The organism is Pseudomonas rustica (genome assembly GCF_049959085.1).
Taxonomy (GTDB): domain Bacteria; phylum Pseudomonadota; class Gammaproteobacteria; order Pseudomonadales; family Pseudomonadaceae; genus Aquipseudomonas; species Aquipseudomonas rustica.
Map to the genome: position 1 here is coordinate 1,593,725 of NZ_CP188200.1, position 18,850 is coordinate 1,612,574.

Sequence of the window (18,850 nt, forward strand, 5' to 3'; positions counted from 1 at the left end):
AAGCTCGCTCCCACATTGGATTCAGGTGCATACAAATAATGTGTTCACCCCAAAACCCTGTGGGAGTTTGGTTTGGTCACCCTGTCAGTGCGCCTTGAACAACGTCACCGACACCACCTGCTCACCCTGCACCTCCAACCGCAGCAATGCGCGGGGCGACGGCTCATCCTCGAAACATTCAACAATCACCGCGTGCGCCGAACTGGCCTGCAATGCCAGCTGCCGCGCATGTTTCAACAGGCGTTTCACCGCTGCACTGACCGGCATCGGCGCGTGCCCGCCGCGCACTTGCTCACAGAATTCCAACGCGATTTCACGGGGTGTCGGTGCCGGCGGTGATGCCAACCCAGACTCGTCGAACAGCCGATTGAGTTGTTCCGCCGCGCTCACCGCCCGCGGAAACCCCGCGAATGCCGAGGCCTGCAACAGCACCTCAGTCATTTCACCGGGGCCAAACCCGAGGCCAGCCCTGTCTTCAGATGCACACTCAATGGCGGGCCGACCATGCCCGACGCCACAATGGCTGCAAACGACACCGCTTCCCGCAAGCGCGGATCGAGGCCAGGGCGGGCGTGCAAATGCCCATAGACCACGCCAACCGCCAATTCACCCAGCGCGGGCACGGTGTGAAACAGCGCATCGAGCCGAGCGCCGCCGTCGGGTACAAGTTCGGTAAAGGTCTGTCGGCCTTCGTGGTACAGCGAGGCCATGGGTGAGGGGGTGTGGTTCATTGGGAAATCCTCAAGAAAATGAGGATGGCGGCTAATCAACTACGCACGAACTTCAGCATGAAGGAGCATCCATCGCAGGGGTTGCCGGCGTCATGGCTACGCCGGTTTCTTCACCTTAGACGAACTCCACCACCGGCATCTGCCGTTTCATCAGCACTTTGCCGGCGCGAATCGAATACAGCGGCAAACCCTGACTGCGGATCACCTCATAATCACTGTCCGCCGACAGAATCAGCAGGTTCGCCGGGCGCCCCTGTTCCAGCCCATAACGCTCGCCCAGATGCATCGCTTTGGCGCTGTTGTCGGTGACCAGATCCAGCGCACTTTGCAGGTTGCGATAACCGAGCATGTGGCAAATGTGCAGACCCGCCTCAAGCACCCGCAGGATGTTGCCGTTGCCCAGCGGATACCACGGATCGACGATGGAATCCTGACCGAAACACACGTTCATCCCGGCTTCGAGCAACTCGTTCACCCGGGTCACGCCACGGCGTTTCGGGAAGTTGTCGAAGCGCCCTTGCAGGTGGATGCTTTCGGTTGGGCAGGAGACAAAACTGATCCCGGAATGCCCGAGCAGACGGAACAGTTTCGCGCAGTAAGCGTTGTCATAAGAACCCATAGCCGTGGTGTGGCTGGCGGTGACGAGAGCGCCCATGTCGCGGCTGCGTGCTTCTTCGGCGAGTACTTCGAGGAAGCGTGAGTGAGGGTCGTCGGTTTCGTCGCAGTGCACGTCGACCAGGCAACCGGTGCGCTCGGCCAGGTCCATCAGAAACTTCACCGAACTGACGCCCTGATCGCGGGTGTATTCAAAGTGTGGAATGCCGCCAACCACGTCAGCACCCATGCGAATCGACTCTTCCATCAACTCGCGGCCATTGCGGAACGACTCGATGCCTTCCTGTGGGAACGCGACGATTTGCAGGTCGATCAGGTGACGGCTTTCTTCGCGCACTTCGAGCATGGCTTTCAGGGCGGTGAGTTGTGGATCGGTGACGTCGACGTGGGTGCGCACGTGCTGAATACCGTGCGCGGCGAGGGTCTGGATGGTTTTCTTGGCGCGGGTCTTGGTGTCTTCTTCGGTGATGGTGACCTTGCGCTCGCCCCAGCATTCGATGCCTTCAAACAGCGTGCCGCTCATGTTCCAGCGCGGTTCGCCGGCGGTGAGGGTGGCGTCGAGGTGAATGTGTGGCTCGACGAAGGGCGGCACCACCAGATTGCCGCCGGCGTCGAGGTCGTCGGGGCCCAGCGTCGGCGCTTCGGTCTGCCGGGCGATGCTGCGGATCAGGCCGTCTTCAAGGTGCAATTCGTGCAAACCTTCCTGGTTGCGCAAACGGGCGTTGATGATGTGCATCAGGCGAATCCTTTTTTATAAGTCTTGTAGTGGCGCGGCCGCGCTGCGAGCGCCGAGCGCGCCGGTGACGATGACATACGTTAACGCGGCAGCGGCGATGCCTACCAGCGGCGCGACCCATGGCGAGCTGAACGCGGCGACGGTGCCGACCGCGTAAGCCCCGAGGCCCGGCCAGTTGAACGCCGGCAACCGTGCGTCGGCCAGGCGTGGATAGTGCCCGCGCCAGCGGTAGAAAAAGTCGGCCATGATCACCCCGCCAATCGGCGGAATCACCGTGCCGAGCAGAATCAGGTAGGGCACGAGCATGTCGTACATGCCGAGCAAGGCGAGCAAGGTGCCAATCACTGCACCGGCCAGCGTCACGGTCTTGCGCCGTCCGGTGCGCAGCAGGTTGCAACCGGCGACGGCGAAGTTGTAGATGGTGTTGTCCTGCGTGCTCCAGATGTTCAGCAACAGCATGGCCATCGCGGCCATGGCGAAGCCTTGCAACAGCAGCACTTCAACCACGTCCGGCTGCTGATAAACGATGGCGCCGTACGCGCCGATCAGCACCATCAAACCGTTGCCGATGAAGAAACCGATCAGGCTGGCCAGCACCGCGACACGCGCCGAGCGCGAGAAACGCGTCCAGTTGGTCGCTTGCGTCGCGCCGCTGACGAAGGTGCCGAACACCAAAGTGATCGCCGTCGACCAGTCCAGCGAACCACTTGGCACGACGCTGAGCAAACCCTCGAAGCCGCCGACTTTCACTGTCGCGACCCACATCGACAACATCAGCAGCAACATCATCGCCGGCACTGCGATGTACGACAGAATCTCCAGTCCGCGATAACCGACGTAAGCCGTGGCACAGAACACCAGACCGAACAGCACCATCAGCCCGAGCACCGTGCCCTCATCGAGTTCGAAGTATTTGCCGAGCACCACCGCAGCCGTGGCAGTGCCCCAGGCGTACCAGCCGATTTGAGTGAAACCGAGGATCAGGTCGCTGAGTTTGCTGCCGACTTCGCCGAAGCAGAAGCGCCCCATCAACACCGAATTAAGGCCGCTCTTGAAGGCGATGTAACCGAGGCCTGCCGCGTACAAACCGAGCAGCAAGTTGCCGACGATGATCACCGCCATCATCTCGCCAAAGCTGAACGCCACGCCGAGCTTGCCGCCGGCAAACATGGTCGCGGTGAAAAACGTGAAGCCCAGTAACACCATCGCCGTAGAGGCCAGGCCTTTGCGCGCGTGCATCGGGACTTCGCTGAGGGGGTAATCGTTGCCGGGATCGTTCTGCGTCATGGGGCGGTCCTTGCTGAGAAAGAGAAGACGCGGAGAAAGGTTGCAGTGGTCGTGCCATGTTCCGGTTGGCGCGGGTTATGTATAGACGAGTCGCGTGGATTAGCGCGAAATCGGTGCACCTGACTTCACCGAAGCCCAATGTAGGAGCTGCCGCAGGCTGCGATCTTTTGATTTTGCTCGTTCCCACGCTCTGCGTGGGAATGCAGCCCGGGAAGCTCCGCGTCCCACCCAAAGCCGAACGCGGAGCGTCCGTTGAGGCATTCCCACGCAGAGCGTGGGAACGATCAAGGTCAGAGGAAGCGTAATAGGGCGGCGACGATGGCTTCGGGGGCGTCTTCCTGGACGAGGTGGCCGGCGTTGGGAATCGGGTGGAATTGTGATCCCGGGATCATTTGATGTAACGCTCGGCCACGCTCGATGGGAATCCACTGATCGTCTTCGCCCCAGAGAATCTGTACCGGGCAGCGGATGCTCGGATACAACGGTTCTGCCTCACGGGTATAGCGCTCATCCATCTGCGCAATCTGCCGATAGAACGCCGCTTGCCCGGGATCGCCGAGCCACGGCTCTACGTAAGGCGCGAGTTCGTCGTCGGGAATCGCCCGGTGAATCGCCCCGCGAATGTAGGTCGGCACGACGGCGCGCTGGATGTAATCGGGCAGACCGCTGAACGCTGCCTCATGCTGGCGCACGTGTTGTACGAACGGCGAGCCCCATGGCGTCAGCGCCACCGGATCGATCAGCGTCAGGCTGCGGTAATCCTTGCCATTGAGCAGGTGAGTGCGCAGCGCCGTGGCACCGCCAAAGTCATGGGCGACCACGTCGGGATTTTGGATATCCCAGTGATCGAGCAACTGCGCCAACAACTGGTTTTGCACACCGAGGGAGACATCGGCGTCAGGTTTCGCGGAGTGTCCATAACCGAGCAAATCGAAGTAATACACGCGGTGCGTGGCAAAGAAGTGCGGCGCAATCCGATGCCACACGTAAGAAGAGAAAGGTGTGCCATGCACGAACACCAGCGGCGGGCCATCGCCACGTACGGCATGGCGCACTGAGTGACCGTTGAAGTCAAAGACCTGATCCAGCAGCCAGTCTGTCATGGGGCTGTCCTCTTCGCGTGTACAAGCCAATAGCATAATCAATAATCCACCAATAGGTTGTGTCGTTTCTATTAAGTATCTTTCTCAAAGTTTCGATTGTTTGTTACATGTTTCCGTAATGGCTTGTAGTGCGTTGTTTTTGGTTTTTTTGTGGGCATGGCGTAGTTTTGTTCTCGTATTTAATTCCAGATCGAATTTTCAACTTCAGTGTTTGTGAAGTTGGGTGAACGGCTGCGTGTCGCTTTTATTTTCGAAGTTATCGCTAAAAAGGATGTTTAAGAATGGCTTCAGAAAGTTTTGTAATCAGTGAATATCAGGAATGGCAAAAGATCGCTGCCCCTTTGGAGGTTGAGAGCATCTTGAACGCCTTCAAAGGCGCCGAACACTACGAAGCCGCGCTCAGGTATCAGGCGGCGGCGCTGTTGCAAGAGACATCGGAGGGCATGCTCCAGACCATCAGCCTGTTCCGGGAAACGTTGCTGGCGTTGCAGAGTCAGGAGCAAGTTGCGGGCCTTTCTGATCTTGTGCGTACAGTGGAAAGTTATCGTCAACGTCTGCAAAACACCGTCTTGCTGACTGCCCATGAGGTACCGAAACACCTGCATTTTGTCTGGGTGGGCGGCGCAATGTTTGGCGTCAATCAGCGCGACTACTTCAACATCTGGAAAGCCCGGGCCCCGGCAGACTTTACTTTCAGTCTCTGGTACGACCCCGAGGCGTTGATGGCGTTTGATGTCAATCGCACCCTGGTGCAGGCCGCCAAGGCAGACGCCATGCTTTCAGGGGGCGATCAGCCGATTTCCAGTTTTGCCTTGAGTCAGTTGTACGAAGCGCGGTTGGCGGTCTTGCGGCGACAGGCCTTCGATTTCATCCAGCAGGCACAAGTACGCGGGCTGAGCCCCGATGAAGCGCGTATCGAATTTCTGGTCGAAGCATTTGCTCAGGACAAGTCGCAACTGCAGGCGGCGCGAGAGCGCTACTTGCAAAGTCACTTGGACATGGCCGACGAACGTGTGCAGATACGCAATGCCCGGCAGGCGTTCAGGGAACACTTTCTGTGGTCTGCCTATGACCGTGAAATATCCTTGCGTGGCAACTTTGCGGCGGCTTCCGATGTGGTGCGGCTGCAAGCTGTGCATGGGGAGGGGGGTGTTTACAGTGACCTTGATTACTTGCCGCCGCTCGTTGATGAGATCGGTGGTATCAATATCGCGAAGATGGACTCGTCGGCGCGAGCCGGTGTCTTGCAGTTACTGCTCAATCACAACCCGCAATTAATGCCTGGGCGCGATGGCAGTCGATATCAGGACGTGTTGGTTCATATACCTCAAGCACAGTTTGCTGAACTTGAGGCGTTGGCGAAAAGTTTGCCAACACTTGATCAGATTTTTGCACCGGTGAATTCGCAGTCCACCGCCACTGATATGTTTGGCATGGGATCACCGACCGATCCCGGTTCGCCCAATCCAAAGTTGATGAATGCTTACATCGTTGCGCATTCGCAAGCTGGCATGACGCTTTTTACGATGAAACTAATTCGGTATTACTACGACGTCATCGAAGCGGTTGAGCGCGAACTGGATAAAAAGGGCCTTGCCTGGGAGGAAGCGCAGGTACTGAGCGAGACGCAAACCAGGTTGGGTGAAATTGATTCGCCATTCGCCGGAAATGAAACGCTGCTACGTCTCTGGAAAGCGTATGAGTTTCGCATTATCAGCGCGATTGTCACGTATCACCGGGACGGTGTCGTACCGGGAGCCGGTGCAACGATCGATCTCACGGGCCCCGGTGCGTTACTGGCGGGGACGGAGCTCTTTGCCGAGCATCGATACACGTCGCGCGGGGCATTGCAGGTCAAAGCGTTACAGCACGTAAAATACGGCTACAACACGGCCACTGAAGAGGAGTTGATCAGCGGCTGGAAGGAGCGCGACGACAACGAATCTTCCTGGGTGGCGAACGAACAACAAGCCTGGCGCGACGGCAAATTCAAGGCACGTTACACCGCCAATCTGCAGGAGCTGCTCAAACCGGCGAATACGCTGACCTTCAAGCGTGGCTGGCCAGTGGTTGAGGGCAAACCGGTACTGATCACCGCTATCGTGCAACGGCTGATCGATGAGCTGGGCGAACCCTTTATTCGGGCCATGACCGACAAGCTCAGTGGCGACGTGGTGTTTGCGGACAACGCCAGCCTGAGTTTCGATGAGCGTCGTCAAATACGAAGCCAACGGATCGACGACATCCCGGCGTCCGTCGGCGCACAGCACCCGGAAAATCTCAATGAACTGTTGGTGCATCTCGGGCGTGGTTCGCTACCCCTTGAGCAACTGAGCCCGGTGCATCGCGTGGTACTTGGCGGGCTGTTTGCTGCTGAAAGTCTTGATAGCGCAGGGTTTGAACCCGCGTGGCAAGCAGCGCAAGCACTCGCCAGACACAGCGCTGATAGCGGGTTATTCGCGCGCTTTGCTGCCATCGAGAAAACCTTGTCTGAGCGTCAGGCCCCGGCCTTCGTAGCGGCGCTGGCGCGTAACGTCAAACGGGGCGAGCAGTCGGCCCGTGAACTCAAGGTATTGGCGCTGTCGCGGTCGCTGACGCTAAGTCATTGGGGCCAATCCATTGCGCAAATCAATGCCACCGCGCAGTGGGAATATCGCACCCGGATCCTCAAGCAGGCAGCGCCCGTGCGCGAGCAGTTTTTCAAGGCGGGCGCGGTCTCTGCGCGGCAAATGCCCCAGGCCTTTCTGGTGCACGCGGCGGGTGATCCCGGCCGCCGTTGTTATCCGCTGGCGTTGCTGATGGCGGCGGCATTCAGCCGTGGTGAGAGCGCCGAACGCGCGCTGATCGGCAGGGTCGCCAACGCCAGTCTGGCGCCAGCGGACGCTGACTCCCGGGCGTTACTGTTGTCGCTCGATGAGCTGCGTGAGGTGCGCATGAACCTCGTCGGCACGTCATTGGGAAGTCACGATTTGCAGGAAGTGATGGCGGCGCTGGAGGCGAAAGCGGCGTCCAGTGTGCTGCTGCTCGACACCGGTAATCATGTGTTGCTGGCGGCCCGAGTGGTGAACGCTGACAGCACGGCCTATCGCTTCTTTGAGCCGAATTTCGCGGTGTATGGTTTCGAGCATGGATCGGCGATGCAACAAGGCATCAAAGAACACCTGCTTCGCGATGGTGGTGAGTTGGCAAGGTTGTATGGTTTGGCGGATGCCGGCGATCTGCGCTTCAACGTGGTTGAGCTGAACACTGCCGCCATTGCCGAGACCGTGTTGCCCTCGAGTCTGCAGGTTGGCAGCTTGCTGGAGAACACTGCGCTCCCGGGGGTTGAGTCGATCAGTGTGTGGCAGAAGCAATCAGCGCTGAGGGCACGCTCGCTGTCGGAAAATGCCCGACTGGGCGAAAGCCTCGCGCAAGTGGATGCACGCTATCTGACGCAAGAGTTCGATCTGGCGACGCGCCAATTGCGCAACGAACATGGGCTGCGCAGCGAGTACATGCCGCTACTGGAAAGCGTCAAAAGCACCGCCGACGGGCGCTTTTCGCTCACCATGATCGACGCGCGACATCCGGCCGACAGCGTCCACATCAACACCGCCGATGCGCGCTTCTTGAAAGTACAAAAAGGCGTTCAGCAGTTGGTCGATGCGGTCTCCGGCAATACCGGCGGCCCTGGTGCGGAGGAGGGTGGCAGTCGGCTGAGTTTCGCTTTTGCCATCCAGACCCTGGTGACAGAAATGCGCGACCGCGAACGTCAGCTCGATGCCGGTTCGCTGCCAACGCTGTCCATCGCCCTGCAGGTTCAGGTCTATGTGAGCTATGCGCAACTGGCCTACGGCGTGGTGACAGACACGGTGCAGATGATCAATCTGGTGCGTCAGGTGGCACTCAGCGAACAGGCGTTTATCAAGCAGCAAACCTCGGTGTCGGGTCGGCTGTTGGGGCGTGTTTCGGCGGGTATCGGTATCGGTTTTTCACTGATCAATATCGGCTTCGACATCCATGGCCTGACGGTGGCAAGCAATGATGAAGAACGTTCGCGGCTGACCACGCAACTGGCGTTCAATCTGGCAGCGCTGGGCCTTGATGTGACCGCTTTGGCCGTGGGCGGAACCGTGGGTGCGGCAGCTTCGTTTTTGGCGGTGCCGCTGTTGGGGCTGGGCATCGGTTTCACGGCCATCGCCAGTAACCTTGGACAAATCAGTGACAAGGCACGAAACGTCGGCAGACATCTGTTGATGATTCACGATGCCTACGGGCTTGAAGGGGTCGAGCGTAAGGACGGTGTGCTGAAGTTTGCCGTGGAAGCGGTGATCACCGAACTAGATCTGCAGGCACGTCAGGTCAAGTTCGATAGCCAGCGGTTTTTCCCGTTGGAGCCGCACACCTTGGGTTTGCCTGGCTACAACTCGTTCCCTGAGCATCTGCATCGGGCCATCAATATTCGCGAGGCGATGTCTCGCGCAGGCACTCTCAAATTCGGCAAGACGGATGATCGGGGTATAGAAATCGTCGTTTTGCCCTGTACGCCCCAGTGTTACTACGGGTATGAGTACAATTTGGTTTTGTTTTCGGGATTTAAGCCGGACGATGATCTTTACCCGCGCGTAAAGGCTTTGCATGAGGCTTACGATGGCGACCTCGAAGGCTATTTCGAAAGCTCTTCAATGACCCTGTATCCGAACATTCTGGACAGTTGGAAAAAACGCCTGGAATTTGCCAGTGACAATGACGAGCAGCGCTTCCAGTTTTTCTCCACCGCCCCGTTTCCACACATTCTTTACAAGCTCCTGCCCGTCAACAAACCGACGACCATCACAGTGACGCTGGATGATCAGGCGCGTTACCTGGTCGTCCCTGAATTGCCGAAGGAATGGCACAACCTGCTGAGTTACGAGATCACTGGTCAATCCGGGCTTTATCAACTGACACTGACGCCCGGTGTCATCACGGTTCGATTGAGCAAACCCGGCGGCTTGCATGAAGTCAATTGGTTGATCAGAGCCCCCTGGGCGAGCGAGAAACAGGTCGGTTTTGGCGGTGGGGATCTGATCGTCGGCGGCGTACGGGTCGCCGGCTTCAATGGTTTTCTGCTGCTCAGGGATGGCGAGCTGTTTCAGTTTGATCGCGAGAAAGACACGTGGATGTTGGTGTCGATCACGCTGAGCAAAAGTACCCCCGAGTTGCCAGATGCCAAGCCTGCTGACATGCCCACGGTGTTGGTGCGCCTGCGCACGCTGGCCAAAGCCAATCGACTGGCTGGCCGCTATGTGCCCCTGTATCACTTCGTCGTGCCGTTTAATCACGACGCCGATGTGCAATACACCACCGCTTACTACGACGTGGCACTGGATCGAGTGCTGTATGTGCGCGACATGCCGGCCGCATTACGCGAAGGCATGGCATTGGGCGGCGTTTCCGGTCAACAGGCGTGGTTCTACCACCCGGATTACGCGACGGTATGGCACGTCGATGCCGCCATGGGCCGCGTCAATCATGCTTATCGCCTGCTGAGTCCGCGCGAGGGCTCGAAGATCATTGGCTGCGAGCAAACCGCTGACGGCAAGCTGCGTGTTCTTCAGGAAATGATCCACGATGAAGACGCGCGCTGCACGCTGGAGTACCTGATCGCCGACAACACCGTCACCTTCGTCCACATCAACGCTGACTACGCATTCAGGAGCGATACTGCGTGGTTAGGCGGGACGTGGGCGGAGCGGCTCAGTCGGTTTGTGCAGCCCGACGATCAACTGGCGGCGCTTGCCGAGATCGACGTGCCGTTAAGTCTTTGGACATCCGCTCCGTTTGTGGGAGTGCGTGGCTATCTATTGGGCAATCCTGTGGCGTCGGGCTGGATACGTTTGAGTGACGATAAGTTTTACGCAAATGACGGTTCGGATGACGAGGAGCCGGTGCAAAAAATCATGCTGATGTGGGATCAGTCGGACAATGAGTCAATGCTCTTTTACGACGTGGCGAAAAGCGCGCTGATACGTGGTTTTTCCAATCCCGCAGGCCCGGATAGCGCGCTTGATCAAACCTTGATAAGCGATGTGGCTGAAGTGACGCAATCGCAAGGTCGCTACATCTTGACCAGGGGCGATGGGCAGATGTTCGAGATCGATAAGGACGCTGCGCCGACGTTCATCGGTGTCGGCAAGCGTTGGCTCGACCATCACCCCGACTGGATTTCCGCGCTGCCTGCGCTGGTCATCGAGCACGGCAAACGACCTTTCCCGGTGATTGGCCTGTCGCAGTTCAGCGAACATACCTTGCTGGCCGCGTGGTGTGTCGACGGCAAGCTGTGTGTGAGTCAGGTCAATCCTGGCAAAGAGCTGGCGTTGCTCAGTCTGACCCCGGATGGCCAGGCCGTATGGTTTTTCGATACCGAGGCCGGTCAGCTCTATCGTCAGGAATTCAGCAGCGCCGAAACGCTTCGCGAGGCATTTGCCGGGGGTTCGCGGCTGCTGCATCCGGAGCGGTTACCGGCGGCGCAAAAAGTCTGGGCCGAGTGGTGTTTTGCCGACGTCGTCAGCGAAGGACAGCGGTTGCGCGGTCGCACTCGCGAAGGCGTCAATCTTGAACTGGTGGATGAGCAGCCAGCGCGGATAGTCAGCGTGGAAAATGCATGGGCTCGTGCCGATCAGAGCGGCTTGTCACTTCAGGCGCGTCTGCACAATCTGCTGGCGGGACACGCCCACGCACCGGTGCTCGCGGTTGAGCACAGTGGCGATCAGTATGCTTACTACCTGGTGGAGCAAGAGCAACTGTTTGTCCTCAAGGGGCGTCCCGACGGTCAGTGGGCGCAGTTCCTGGGGGTGAAAAACGTGTGGCAGACGCTGTTGTTCGATGCACTGGACAAAGTGTTTTATCGCCGCGATTCGGATAACCGTTTCAACCTTGCGGCCAGTCACGCGGCGCGGGACGGTGAGGTGCTCACGCTGGAAAGCACAATCGATGTCGACGACTTGCAACCGTTGTTGCTTGATGGGGTCGAGACGTTGGTTCTGGCATTCGGTTTGAATGCGCAAACGTTCCGGGTATCAGATGAGGACTGGCGACGGCTGGACTGTATTGTTGTCGATCGCCGGCATGTCTCCGAAGACGCTGCGCCGGGCGAGCATACGCTGCTACTGGAACGGGTCGGCAGTGCGCACTGGCTGGTGTCGGAGGCGCGGGGCAGCCTGTTGCTGGTCGATCCGGACACTGCGCAAACGTTGATTATCCGCGACGTCGAGCCACAGGATGGACAATTGCGGGTGCCGATCTACCTGAGCGTCGCCATTGAGGGGCGCGATCACCGGCTGAATGTCGAGCAACTGCTGAGCACTTTGCAGCAAGTGCAGACTGCGGGGGAGGTGATCGAGTTGAAGACGCTGATCGACTCACTCAGCGACTAAGTTCGCTGAGCGAATAAAAAAAGGGTCGTGAGCAGTAATGCTCACGACCCTTTTTTGCGTTTATTCGCCGCGATAGATGCAGCCGCTGGTGCACGTCTCGTGAATACGGATCGCGCTCAGTTCTGGCAGCAACGGCTTCATTTCATTCCAGATGAATTTTGCCAGCACTTCGCTGGTCGGGTTTTCCAGGCCAGGAATGTCGTTCAGGTAGTTGTGATCCAGACGCTCGTACAACGGCTTGAAGATCGCTTTGATTTCCGAGAAATCACGGATCCAGCCAGTGTGCGGATCGAGGTCGCCGCTCAGGTGAAGCGCCACTTTGAACGAGTGACCGTGCAGACGTCCGCACTTGTGGCCGTCCGGGACGTGCGGCAGGCGGTGGGCGGATTCGAAAGTAAATTCCTTGAAGATTTCCACGGTATTTTCGGCTCTGTTCAGATGGTGTTCGCCGCAGCGATTCGGGCAGGCGGCGAGTTTACCAGCTTGTGTTTGGCCGTGCTGACTAAAGGGTCAGCAAGCGCTCGGCGAGGCGACCGTTGGCAGTCAGTTCGAGGAACTCGTCGCCCAGACGGCGGCTCTCGTCCATCGCCGCGTGCCAGTATTTCTGCCGGCTCGTTGCATCGCCCATGAAGCGTTTGAAGTCGTTACGATCGGGCAGTTTGCCGTAGGGCAGACGCGCCAGGTATTCCTTCGACGGCGCGAGCAACAGCACGTCCTGCAAGCGCTGCACCGAGGCTTTGCGCCACGGCAGGGTCTTGTCGAACCAGCCCGGAATCACCCGGTCGGTGAAGTGCGGATAGAGCACGATGCCGTCACCGCTGTAGGGCAGGTCGAGGTGATAGTCGAGCAGACCGCCGTCGCGGAAGGTGCCAGCCCCAGCGCCCGGCAGGTCGCGCACGCCTTCCATGACCATCGGGATCGAACCCGAGGCCAGCAGCGCCTGACGCAAGTTGCCGGCATTCAGTGCGACGAAGCGCGACGGGAAATCGTCGAGCGCATTCACCGGCGGGGCGAGGCGCGGATCGTGGATGATCAGCCGTTCGAAGTGCCGCGACAGTCGCGCACGACCGCGCAGGTTGTCGGCGATCACCGAACCCAGCGCCAGACCGAGGCGACCGCGATGGTCATCAGCCAGACGCCCCTGACTTTTCACCACCATGATGTTCAAGCGGTAATGCGCGTTGTCGAGGATGCTCGCGTCGCGGCCATCAAGCAGGTCATTGAGCATGCGCTGCGAGCTCTGACTGATCTCGGCCATGGTCACGCCTTTGTTGAAATTCTGCTCGGCGTAGAGCTCGCCGAGGCGGCGGATGCCTGCGGCGGCATCCGGCAGGCAAGCGCTGGCGAAGCGCCAGGAACCGACCGAGGCACCAATCAGCGAACGCTCACGCGGCGCACTCGGCAGCCATTCACCGAACAGCGCCAGATCCAGCCCCTGAATCCCCAACGCCTTCGGCCCACCGGCCGCACCGGGCAGGGTGCCGACGTCAGCGGCGTTCAGACCCTGCGCGCGAATCCGCGCCATGGCCCGTGGGCCGGCCTTGAGGGTGAGGGCGGGGAACTTGATGTGGATGGCGGTCATACCGGTCTCGATCGTTAGCAAGCGAACAATTATAAGCACATGTTACAGAATCCTGTAGGAGCTGCCGAAGGCTGCGATCTTTTGATCCTGGCTTTTTAAAAACAAGATCAAGAGATCGCAGCCTTCGGCAGCTCCTACAGGAGATATTTCAGGGAGGGAGAATGATGGCAATTCAGTTTCAGTTAAGTTCATCTGGTTAAGGTGCCGACCGTGAGCAATACATAAAAAATACGGAGACACCCTTTTGAAAACCCTGACTGCCCTGTCCATTTGCGCGATCATCGGCTTCACTGCCAGCATCGCCCACGCCCGCGATCTGGGCCCGGATGAAGCCCTGCGCCTGCGCGACGCTGGTACTATCGTTTCCTTCGAGAAGCTCAACGCAACCGCGCTGGCCAAACATCCGGGCTCGACGATCACCGAAACCGAGCTGGAAGAAGAGTACGGCAAGTACATCTACCAGGTCGAAATGCGTGATCCGCAGGGTCTCAATTGGGATCTGGAATTAGACGCGGTGACCGGGCAGGTTCTCAAGGATCATCAGGATACGTAATGAAGCTTAATGTTCGCGCCACCAGCCGCACGGCGCTGGCGCTGGTAGTTTTTTGCTCGGCGGCGATGGCCCGCGACCTCGATCAGGACGAAGCGCTGAACCTGCGTCGCCAGGGCGTCATCCTGCCGCTGGAGCAAGTGCTGCAGCAGGCGATGGATCGTTATCCGGGCGCCAAACTGCTGGAAGTCGAGCTGGAAGAGAAACACGACGTCTACATTTATGAAGTCGAGTTGCTTACCGTCGAGGGTGTCGCCCGTGAGCTGCACCTCAAGGCCGAAACCGGTGAATTAGTGAAAGACAAGGAAGATTGATCGATGCGTTTGCTTTTGGTGGAAGACCACGTACCGCTGGCCGACGAATTGCTCGCCGGTCTGCAACGCCAAGGCTACGCAGTCGATTGGCTGGCGGACGGCCGTGATGCGCTGTATCAGGGCAGCAGCGAGCCGTACGACCTGATCATCCTCGACCTCGGTCTGCCCGGTGTGCCGGGGCTTGAGGTGCTGGCGCAGTGGCGCGCGGGCGGTCTGGCGATTCCGGTGCTGATCCTCACCGCGCGTGATTCCTGGGCCGAGCGTATCGAAGGCCTGAAAGCCGGCGCCGACGATTACCTGACCAAACCGTTTCACCCCGAAGAGCTGTTTCTGCGCATACAGTCGCTGCTGCGCCGCTCCAAGGGCCAGTCCAATCAGGCGACGTTGCAAGCCGCCGGCCTGCATCTGGACGAGGGCCGTCAGTGCGTGGTGCGCGATGGCACCGACATTCAACTGACCGCCGCCGAATTCCGCCTGCTGCGTTATTTCATGCTGCACCCCGAACAAATCCTTTCCAAAAGCCACCTCGCCGAACACCTCTACGACGGTGAAACCGAGCGCGATTCCAACGTCCTCGAAGTCCACGTCAATCACCTGCGCCGCAAGCTCGGCAAAAGCGTGATCGAAACCCGTCGCGGCCAGGGTTACCTGTTCGGCGGGCAGGCTTCATGAGGTCAATCCAGCGCCGCTTGAGCCTGGGTTTGATCAGCGTGATGGTGATCGTCGGTCTGGTGCTGGCGCAAACCAGTTTGTGGTTGTTCGAAGTGGGTTTGCAGCGCTACCTCGAAGCCGGCCTGCGCGACGACAGCGAAACCCTGTTGGTGGCGCTGGTGCGCGGCCCCATGGGGTTGCAGCTGGATGAGCGGCACTTGTCGCCGGCGTATCAGCGACCGTTTTCCGGGCATTACTTCCGCATCGATTTTGCCGACAGCCACTGGCGTTCGCGCTCGCTGTGGGATCAGGATCTGCCGCTGCTGGATCAGCCCGGTCTGCACAGCAACTTGCAACTGGGCCCGGACGGTCAGCGCTTGCTGGTGCTGCGTTCGGACTATCGGCGTCTGGGCCAGTCGATTTCGATCAGCGTTGCGCAGGACTACACGCCGGTCAGCGACAGCTTTCAGCGCATGCGCCAGATCGGTCTAGGTCTGGGGTTGGCGGCGTTGCTGCTGATTCTGTTTTTGCAACGGCTGACCGTGCGCCGCGCGCTGAAGCCGCTGGAAAAGGCTCGCGAGCAGATCGCGCAATTGCAGCAGGGCCAGCGTTCGCAACTGGACGATCAGGTGCCCGTGGAGCTGGAGCCGCTGGTGGCGCAGATCAACCATTTGCTTGCGCACACCGAGGACAGTCTCAAGCGTTCGCGTAATGCGCTGGGCAATCTCGGGCATGCGTTGAAAACGCCGTTGGCGGTGCTGTTGAGCCTGGCGTCGAGCGAGAAACTCGATGCCCATCCCGACCTGCGCAAGATTCTTCTCGAACAACTGGAACAGGTGCAGCAACGGCTCAATCGCGAGCTGAACCGCGCACGATTATCTGGCGATGCGTTACCGGGTGCGTTGTTTGATTGCGATGCCGAACTGCCGGGGTTGCTGGCGACGCTGAACATGATTCATGGCGAGCATCTGGCGTTGAGTTATGTCGCGCCGACGGGATTGCAGTTGCCGTGGGATCGTGAGGATTTGCTGGAGCTGCTGGGCAATCTGCTCGACAACGCCTGCAAGTGGGCGGATGCCGAGGTGCGTTTGAGCGTGGTCGAAACGCCTGAGGGATTTGCCCTGAGCGTGGAAGATGACGGGCCGGGGATCCCAGAAGAACAGCGCGCGCAGGTGTTTAGTCGGGGGACGCGGCTGGATGAGCAGACGCATGGGCATGGGTTGGGACTGGGGATTGTGCGCGATATTGTTGATACGTGGGGTGGGACGCTGATGTTGATGGAAAGCGAGTGGGGCGGGCTGAAAGTCCACATCAACCTGCCCAAACGCTGATTCCGATCCGAGCCTAAAACCGGTAGGAGCTGCCGCAGGCTGCGATCTTTTGATCTTTAAACAGCCAGATCAAAAGATCGCAGCCTGCGGCAGCTCCTACCGATTGTGGTGGTCTCAGACGCGAAACTGATCCATCAAACTCTGCTGCTGATTCGCCAGGCTGTTCAGCGACTGACTCACCCGCGCCGACTCATTCGCCTGGCCGGACAACGATTCCGTCACATCGCGAATCGTCGCCACGTTGTTGTTGATCTCCTCGGCCACCGCGCTCTGCTCTTCCGCCGCGCTGGCGATTTGCAGGTTCATGTCGCTGATCACCGTCACCGCGTCGCCGATCTGGCGCAGCGCAGTCACCGCTTGGCCAACCTGTTCGACACTGCCCTGTGCCTGACGATGGCTGTTGCCCATCGAACCGACCACTTCCTGCGTCCCGGTCTGCAGTTGTTCAATCACCTGACGGGTTTCTTCCACCGATTCCTGTGTGCGGCGCGCGAGGTTACGCACTTCATCGGCGACCACGGCAAAACCACGTCCGGCTTCACCGGCACGCGCCGCTTCAATCGCGGCGTTGAGGGCCAGCAGGTTGGTCTGCTCGGCAATGGCGCGGATGGTTTCCAGCACGGCGCCGATCTTCTCGCTGTTCGCGGCCAGGCCTTCGACCTGCACCATCGCCGCGCTCATGTCGGCGGCGAGGGTGTCGATGCTCGCGGTGGTGCGGTCGATCACGGTCAGGCCTTGACGGGTGGCGCGGTCAGCGTCCTTGGCGGCTTCGGCGGCTTGCGCGGCACTGCGCGCGACGTCTTGTGCGGTGGCGCTCATTTCGTGGGACGCGGTGGCAACCTGATCGACCTGACGGTATTGCTGCTCCATGCCGGCGCTGGTCTGCGTGGCGATGGCCGAAGACTGATCGGCCGTGTCGCGAGCGTCCTGCACCGAGCGTTTGACGTCGGCAATGATCGGCTGCAATTTATCGAGGAAGCGGTTGAACCAACCGGCCAATTGACCGAGTTCGTCCTTCTTGTCGTAGGCCAGACGGCGGGTCAGATCGCCTTCACCGCTGGCGATGTCTTCGAGCATGTGCGCCACGCCGAGGATCGGCTTGGTCACGCTGCGCGCCATCAGCCACACCAACAGCAGGCCGATCAGCGCGGCGAGCACGCCGAGGCTCAGCTCAATCAACGTGCCTGAGGTGTTGCTCGCGTCCAGTTGTTGCTTGAGCGCTTCGGCGCGGCTGACGAGGACTTTTTCCGGCACATCGAGCAGCACGCCCCACGACGGGCCACCGGGAATCGGTTGGAATGGCGACAGCACTTTCAACTGGCCGTTGCTGTGCAGGCTGGTGACGTTGCTGTTCGAGGCCAAAAGCCGCAGCAGCTCAGCGCCGCTGGTTTTGTCGACCGCATCCAGACGCTGGCTGAGTTTGCCGGCGTCCGGGCTGTAACCGGCGAGCAGGCCGGCGGGGCTGATGATGCTCACGGCGGTCTGGCCGTCATAGAGCTTCTTGCTCGCGCTCTGGCTGGTGGCTTGCAGGCTGTTGAGGTTGATGTCGACCGACAGCGAGGCGATGACTTTGCCGTCGACTGTCAGCGGGAACACGATGCTGGTCATCAGTACGTTGTGGCCGTCGATCACGTAGAAGTACGGTTCGATCACGCAAGGTCTCAGCGTGGTGCGCGGGCAGGTGAACCAGGCATTCGCCGCTTGACCGGACGGGCCAGTGCTGGTGTCGGCCATGTCGCTTTCCGGCAGCGCCATCGAGGTGACTTTGCCCGGTGTCGGTTGCGACCAGTACAGGGCGAAACGGCCCTTGTCGTTGCTGCCCAGTTCGGCCTGGTTGGCGAACAGTTCGTCCTTGCCGTCCAGTGCATTGGCTTCGAACACCAGCGACAGACCGAGCAGATCCGGGTTGGCTTGCAGCGCGGATTTGACCTGACGGGTCATGTCTTCGCGCAGGTCGAAAGCGTCGAGGAAGCGTTTTTCGGCTTGCTCGCGGAGGAACAGCACCTGACGCGAAAAACCGTGGCCGTATTGATAGGCGTCCATGAATTGCTGGCGAATGCCCGCCGATTGCACTTCGCCCTGGGATTCGATGCGCGCCTGCGCCGACTCGGTGAGCATCTCCATGCTCGAAGCTTTCACCAGTGCGGAACTGTGCTCCATGCGATACAGCGAAAGACCCACCAACAGGGTCACGATACCGGCCAGGCAAAGGCCGGCGAGCAGGGTGATTTTCCATTGGATGGAAAGTTGTCTGAGCGACATGGAGACGTCCTTATTCGATAAATATCTGCGACTTTGCACTGTAACGGCCGCAAATCGGCTTTCTTTATCCCTGAAACACAATTGCCCCATGTTCCTTCTGTAGGAGCTGCCGAAGGCTGCGATCTTTTGATTGATCGTTCCAACGCTCCGCGTGGGAATGCAGCCCGGGACGCTCCGCGTCCCAAAGCGGACGCAGAGCGTCCATTGAGGCGTTCCCACGCAGAGCGTGGGGACGATCAAAAACAACATCAAAAGATCGCAGCCTTCGGCAGCTCCTACAGGGCATGGCTT

At 59.4% G+C, this 18,850-nt stretch carries 13 protein-coding genes and 1 pseudogene; 5 read left to right on the top strand and 9 right to left on the bottom strand.

Going from position 1 to position 18,850, the window contains the following annotated elements; translation table 11 throughout:
* Nucleotides 1-84: 84 nt before the first annotated feature.
* The 5 genes from ACP3TY_RS07550 to ACP3TY_RS07570 form a co-directional block, all read right to left on the bottom strand.
* Nucleotides 85-441 carry a hypothetical protein gene (locus ACP3TY_RS07550; protein WP_426619629.1) on the bottom strand — a complete coding sequence of 119 codons (357 nt, stop codon included), beginning with the start codon at nt 439-441 and terminating at the stop codon, nt 85-87.
* Nucleotides 438-731: a hypothetical protein gene (locus tag ACP3TY_RS07555; protein ID WP_426619630.1), complete on the bottom strand. Its 294-nt coding sequence runs from the start codon at nt 729-731 to the stop codon at nt 438-440. The genes ACP3TY_RS07550 and ACP3TY_RS07555 overlap by 4 nt, the downstream gene beginning before the upstream one ends.
* 115 nt (nt 732-846) lie before the next feature.
* On the bottom strand, nt 847-2,082 hold the full coding sequence (codA, locus tag ACP3TY_RS07560) for a cytosine deaminase (protein ID WP_053121942.1): 1,236 nt from the start codon (nt 2,080-2,082) through the stop codon (nt 847-849).
* A gap of 15 nt (nt 2,083-2,097) precedes the next feature.
* Nucleotides 2,098-3,369, bottom strand: a complete 1,272-nt coding sequence (gene codB / locus ACP3TY_RS07565) for a cytosine permease (protein WP_159815696.1) — start codon at nt 3,367-3,369, stop codon at nt 2,098-2,100.
* A gap of 290 nt (nt 3,370-3,659) precedes the next feature.
* Entirely contained in the window at nt 3,660-4,472 is an 813-nt protein-coding gene (locus tag ACP3TY_RS07570) for an alpha/beta fold hydrolase (RefSeq protein ID WP_212551089.1), read from the bottom strand.
* Nucleotides 4,473-4,753: 281 nt separating this feature from the next.
* On the opposite strand from ACP3TY_RS07570, the gene ACP3TY_RS07575 reads away from it, so the two are divergent.
* Complete coding sequence (locus tag ACP3TY_RS07575) at nt 4,754-11,869, top strand: TcdA/TcdB pore-forming domain-containing protein (RefSeq protein ID WP_426619631.1); 7,116 nt, start codon at nt 4,754-4,756, stop codon at nt 11,867-11,869.
* A 60-nt stretch (nt 11,870-11,929) separates the two neighbouring features.
* Here ACP3TY_RS07575 and queD read toward each other — a convergent pair whose 3' ends face one another.
* Both queD and ACP3TY_RS07585 read right to left on the bottom strand, forming a co-directional pair.
* Complete coding sequence (queD, locus tag ACP3TY_RS07580) at nt 11,930-12,286, bottom strand: 6-carboxytetrahydropterin synthase QueD (protein ID WP_007915588.1); 357 nt, start codon at nt 12,284-12,286, stop codon at nt 11,930-11,932.
* An 85-nt stretch (nt 12,287-12,371) separates the two neighbouring features.
* Entirely contained in the window at nt 12,372-13,451 is a 1,080-nt protein-coding gene (locus ACP3TY_RS07585; RefSeq protein ID WP_426619632.1) for a patatin-like phospholipase family protein, read from the bottom strand.
* A 244-nt stretch (nt 13,452-13,695) separates the two neighbouring features.
* Here ACP3TY_RS07585 and ACP3TY_RS07590 point away from each other — a divergent pair, with 244 nt between their 5' ends.
* Genes ACP3TY_RS07590 through ACP3TY_RS07605 form a run of 4 tightly spaced genes read left to right on the top strand, consistent with a single transcriptional unit; the run spans nt 13,696 to nt 16,297 of the window.
* Nucleotides 13,696-14,004, top strand: coding sequence for a PepSY domain-containing protein (locus ACP3TY_RS07590; protein WP_053121932.1), 309 nt, complete (start codon nt 13,696-13,698; stop codon nt 14,002-14,004).
* Nucleotides 14,004-14,315: a PepSY domain-containing protein gene (locus ACP3TY_RS07595; protein WP_053121930.1), complete on the top strand. Its 312-nt coding sequence runs from the start codon at nt 14,004-14,006 to the stop codon at nt 14,313-14,315. The genes ACP3TY_RS07590 and ACP3TY_RS07595 overlap by 1 nt, the downstream gene beginning before the upstream one ends.
* Before the next feature lie 3 nt (nt 14,316-14,318).
* Nucleotides 14,319-14,987 (top strand): response regulator transcription factor, encoded by a 669-nt coding sequence (locus ACP3TY_RS07600; RefSeq protein ID WP_053121928.1) that lies wholly within the window; start codon nt 14,319-14,321, stop codon nt 14,985-14,987.
* Nucleotides 14,984-16,297 (top strand): sensor histidine kinase, encoded by a 1,314-nt coding sequence (locus tag ACP3TY_RS07605; RefSeq protein WP_426619633.1) that lies wholly within the window; start codon nt 14,984-14,986, stop codon nt 16,295-16,297. Before ACP3TY_RS07600 ends, ACP3TY_RS07605 begins: the two co-directional genes overlap by 4 nt.
* A 114-nt stretch (nt 16,298-16,411) precedes the next feature.
* Here ACP3TY_RS07605 and ACP3TY_RS07610 read toward each other — a convergent pair whose 3' ends face one another.
* Together ACP3TY_RS07610 and ACP3TY_RS07615 are read right to left on the bottom strand one after the other, a co-directional pair.
* Nucleotides 16,412-17,167, bottom strand: coding sequence for a methyl-accepting chemotaxis protein (locus ACP3TY_RS07610; protein ID WP_371926052.1), 756 nt, complete (start codon nt 17,165-17,167; stop codon nt 16,412-16,414).
* Nucleotides 17,168-17,269: 102 nt separating this feature from the next.
* Nucleotides 17,270-18,808 (bottom strand): annotated as a pseudogene (locus ACP3TY_RS07615) (HAMP domain-containing protein); the annotation flags it as partial.
* Nucleotides 18,809-18,850: the final 42 nt, after the last annotated feature.

Bases quoted from the DNA above. Each gene is read 5' to 3' on its own strand.
- ACP3TY_RS07550 (WP_426619629.1), bottom strand. From the start codon at position 441: ATGACTGAGGTGCTGTTGCAGGCCTCGGCATTCGCGGGGTTTCCGCGG.
- ACP3TY_RS07555 (WP_426619630.1), bottom strand. From the start codon at position 731: ATGAACCACACCCCCTCACCCATGGCCTCGCTGTACCACGAAGGCCGA.
- codA (WP_053121942.1), bottom strand. From the start codon at position 2,082: ATGCACATCATCAACGCCCGTTTGCGCAACCAGGAAGGTTTGCACGAA.
- codB (WP_159815696.1), bottom strand. From the start codon at position 3,369: ATGACGCAGAACGATCCCGGCAACGATTACCCCCTCAGCGAAGTCCCG.
- ACP3TY_RS07570 (WP_212551089.1), bottom strand. From the start codon at position 4,472: ATGACAGACTGGCTGCTGGATCAGGTCTTTGACTTCAACGGTCACTCA.
- ACP3TY_RS07575 (WP_426619631.1), top strand. From the start codon at position 4,754: ATGGCTTCAGAAAGTTTTGTAATCAGTGAATATCAGGAATGGCAAAAG.
- ACP3TY_RS07585 (WP_426619632.1), bottom strand. From the start codon at position 13,451: ATGACCGCCATCCACATCAAGTTCCCCGCCCTCACCCTCAAGGCCGGC.
- ACP3TY_RS07595 (WP_053121930.1), top strand. From the start codon at position 14,004: ATGAAGCTTAATGTTCGCGCCACCAGCCGCACGGCGCTGGCGCTGGTA.
- ACP3TY_RS07600 (WP_053121928.1), top strand. From the start codon at position 14,319: ATGCGTTTGCTTTTGGTGGAAGACCACGTACCGCTGGCCGACGAATTG.
- ACP3TY_RS07605 (WP_426619633.1), top strand. From the start codon at position 14,984: ATGAGGTCAATCCAGCGCCGCTTGAGCCTGGGTTTGATCAGCGTGATG.
- ACP3TY_RS07610 (WP_371926052.1), bottom strand. From the start codon at position 17,167: ATGGAGCAGCAATACCGTCAGGTCGATCAGGTTGCCACCGCGTCCCAC.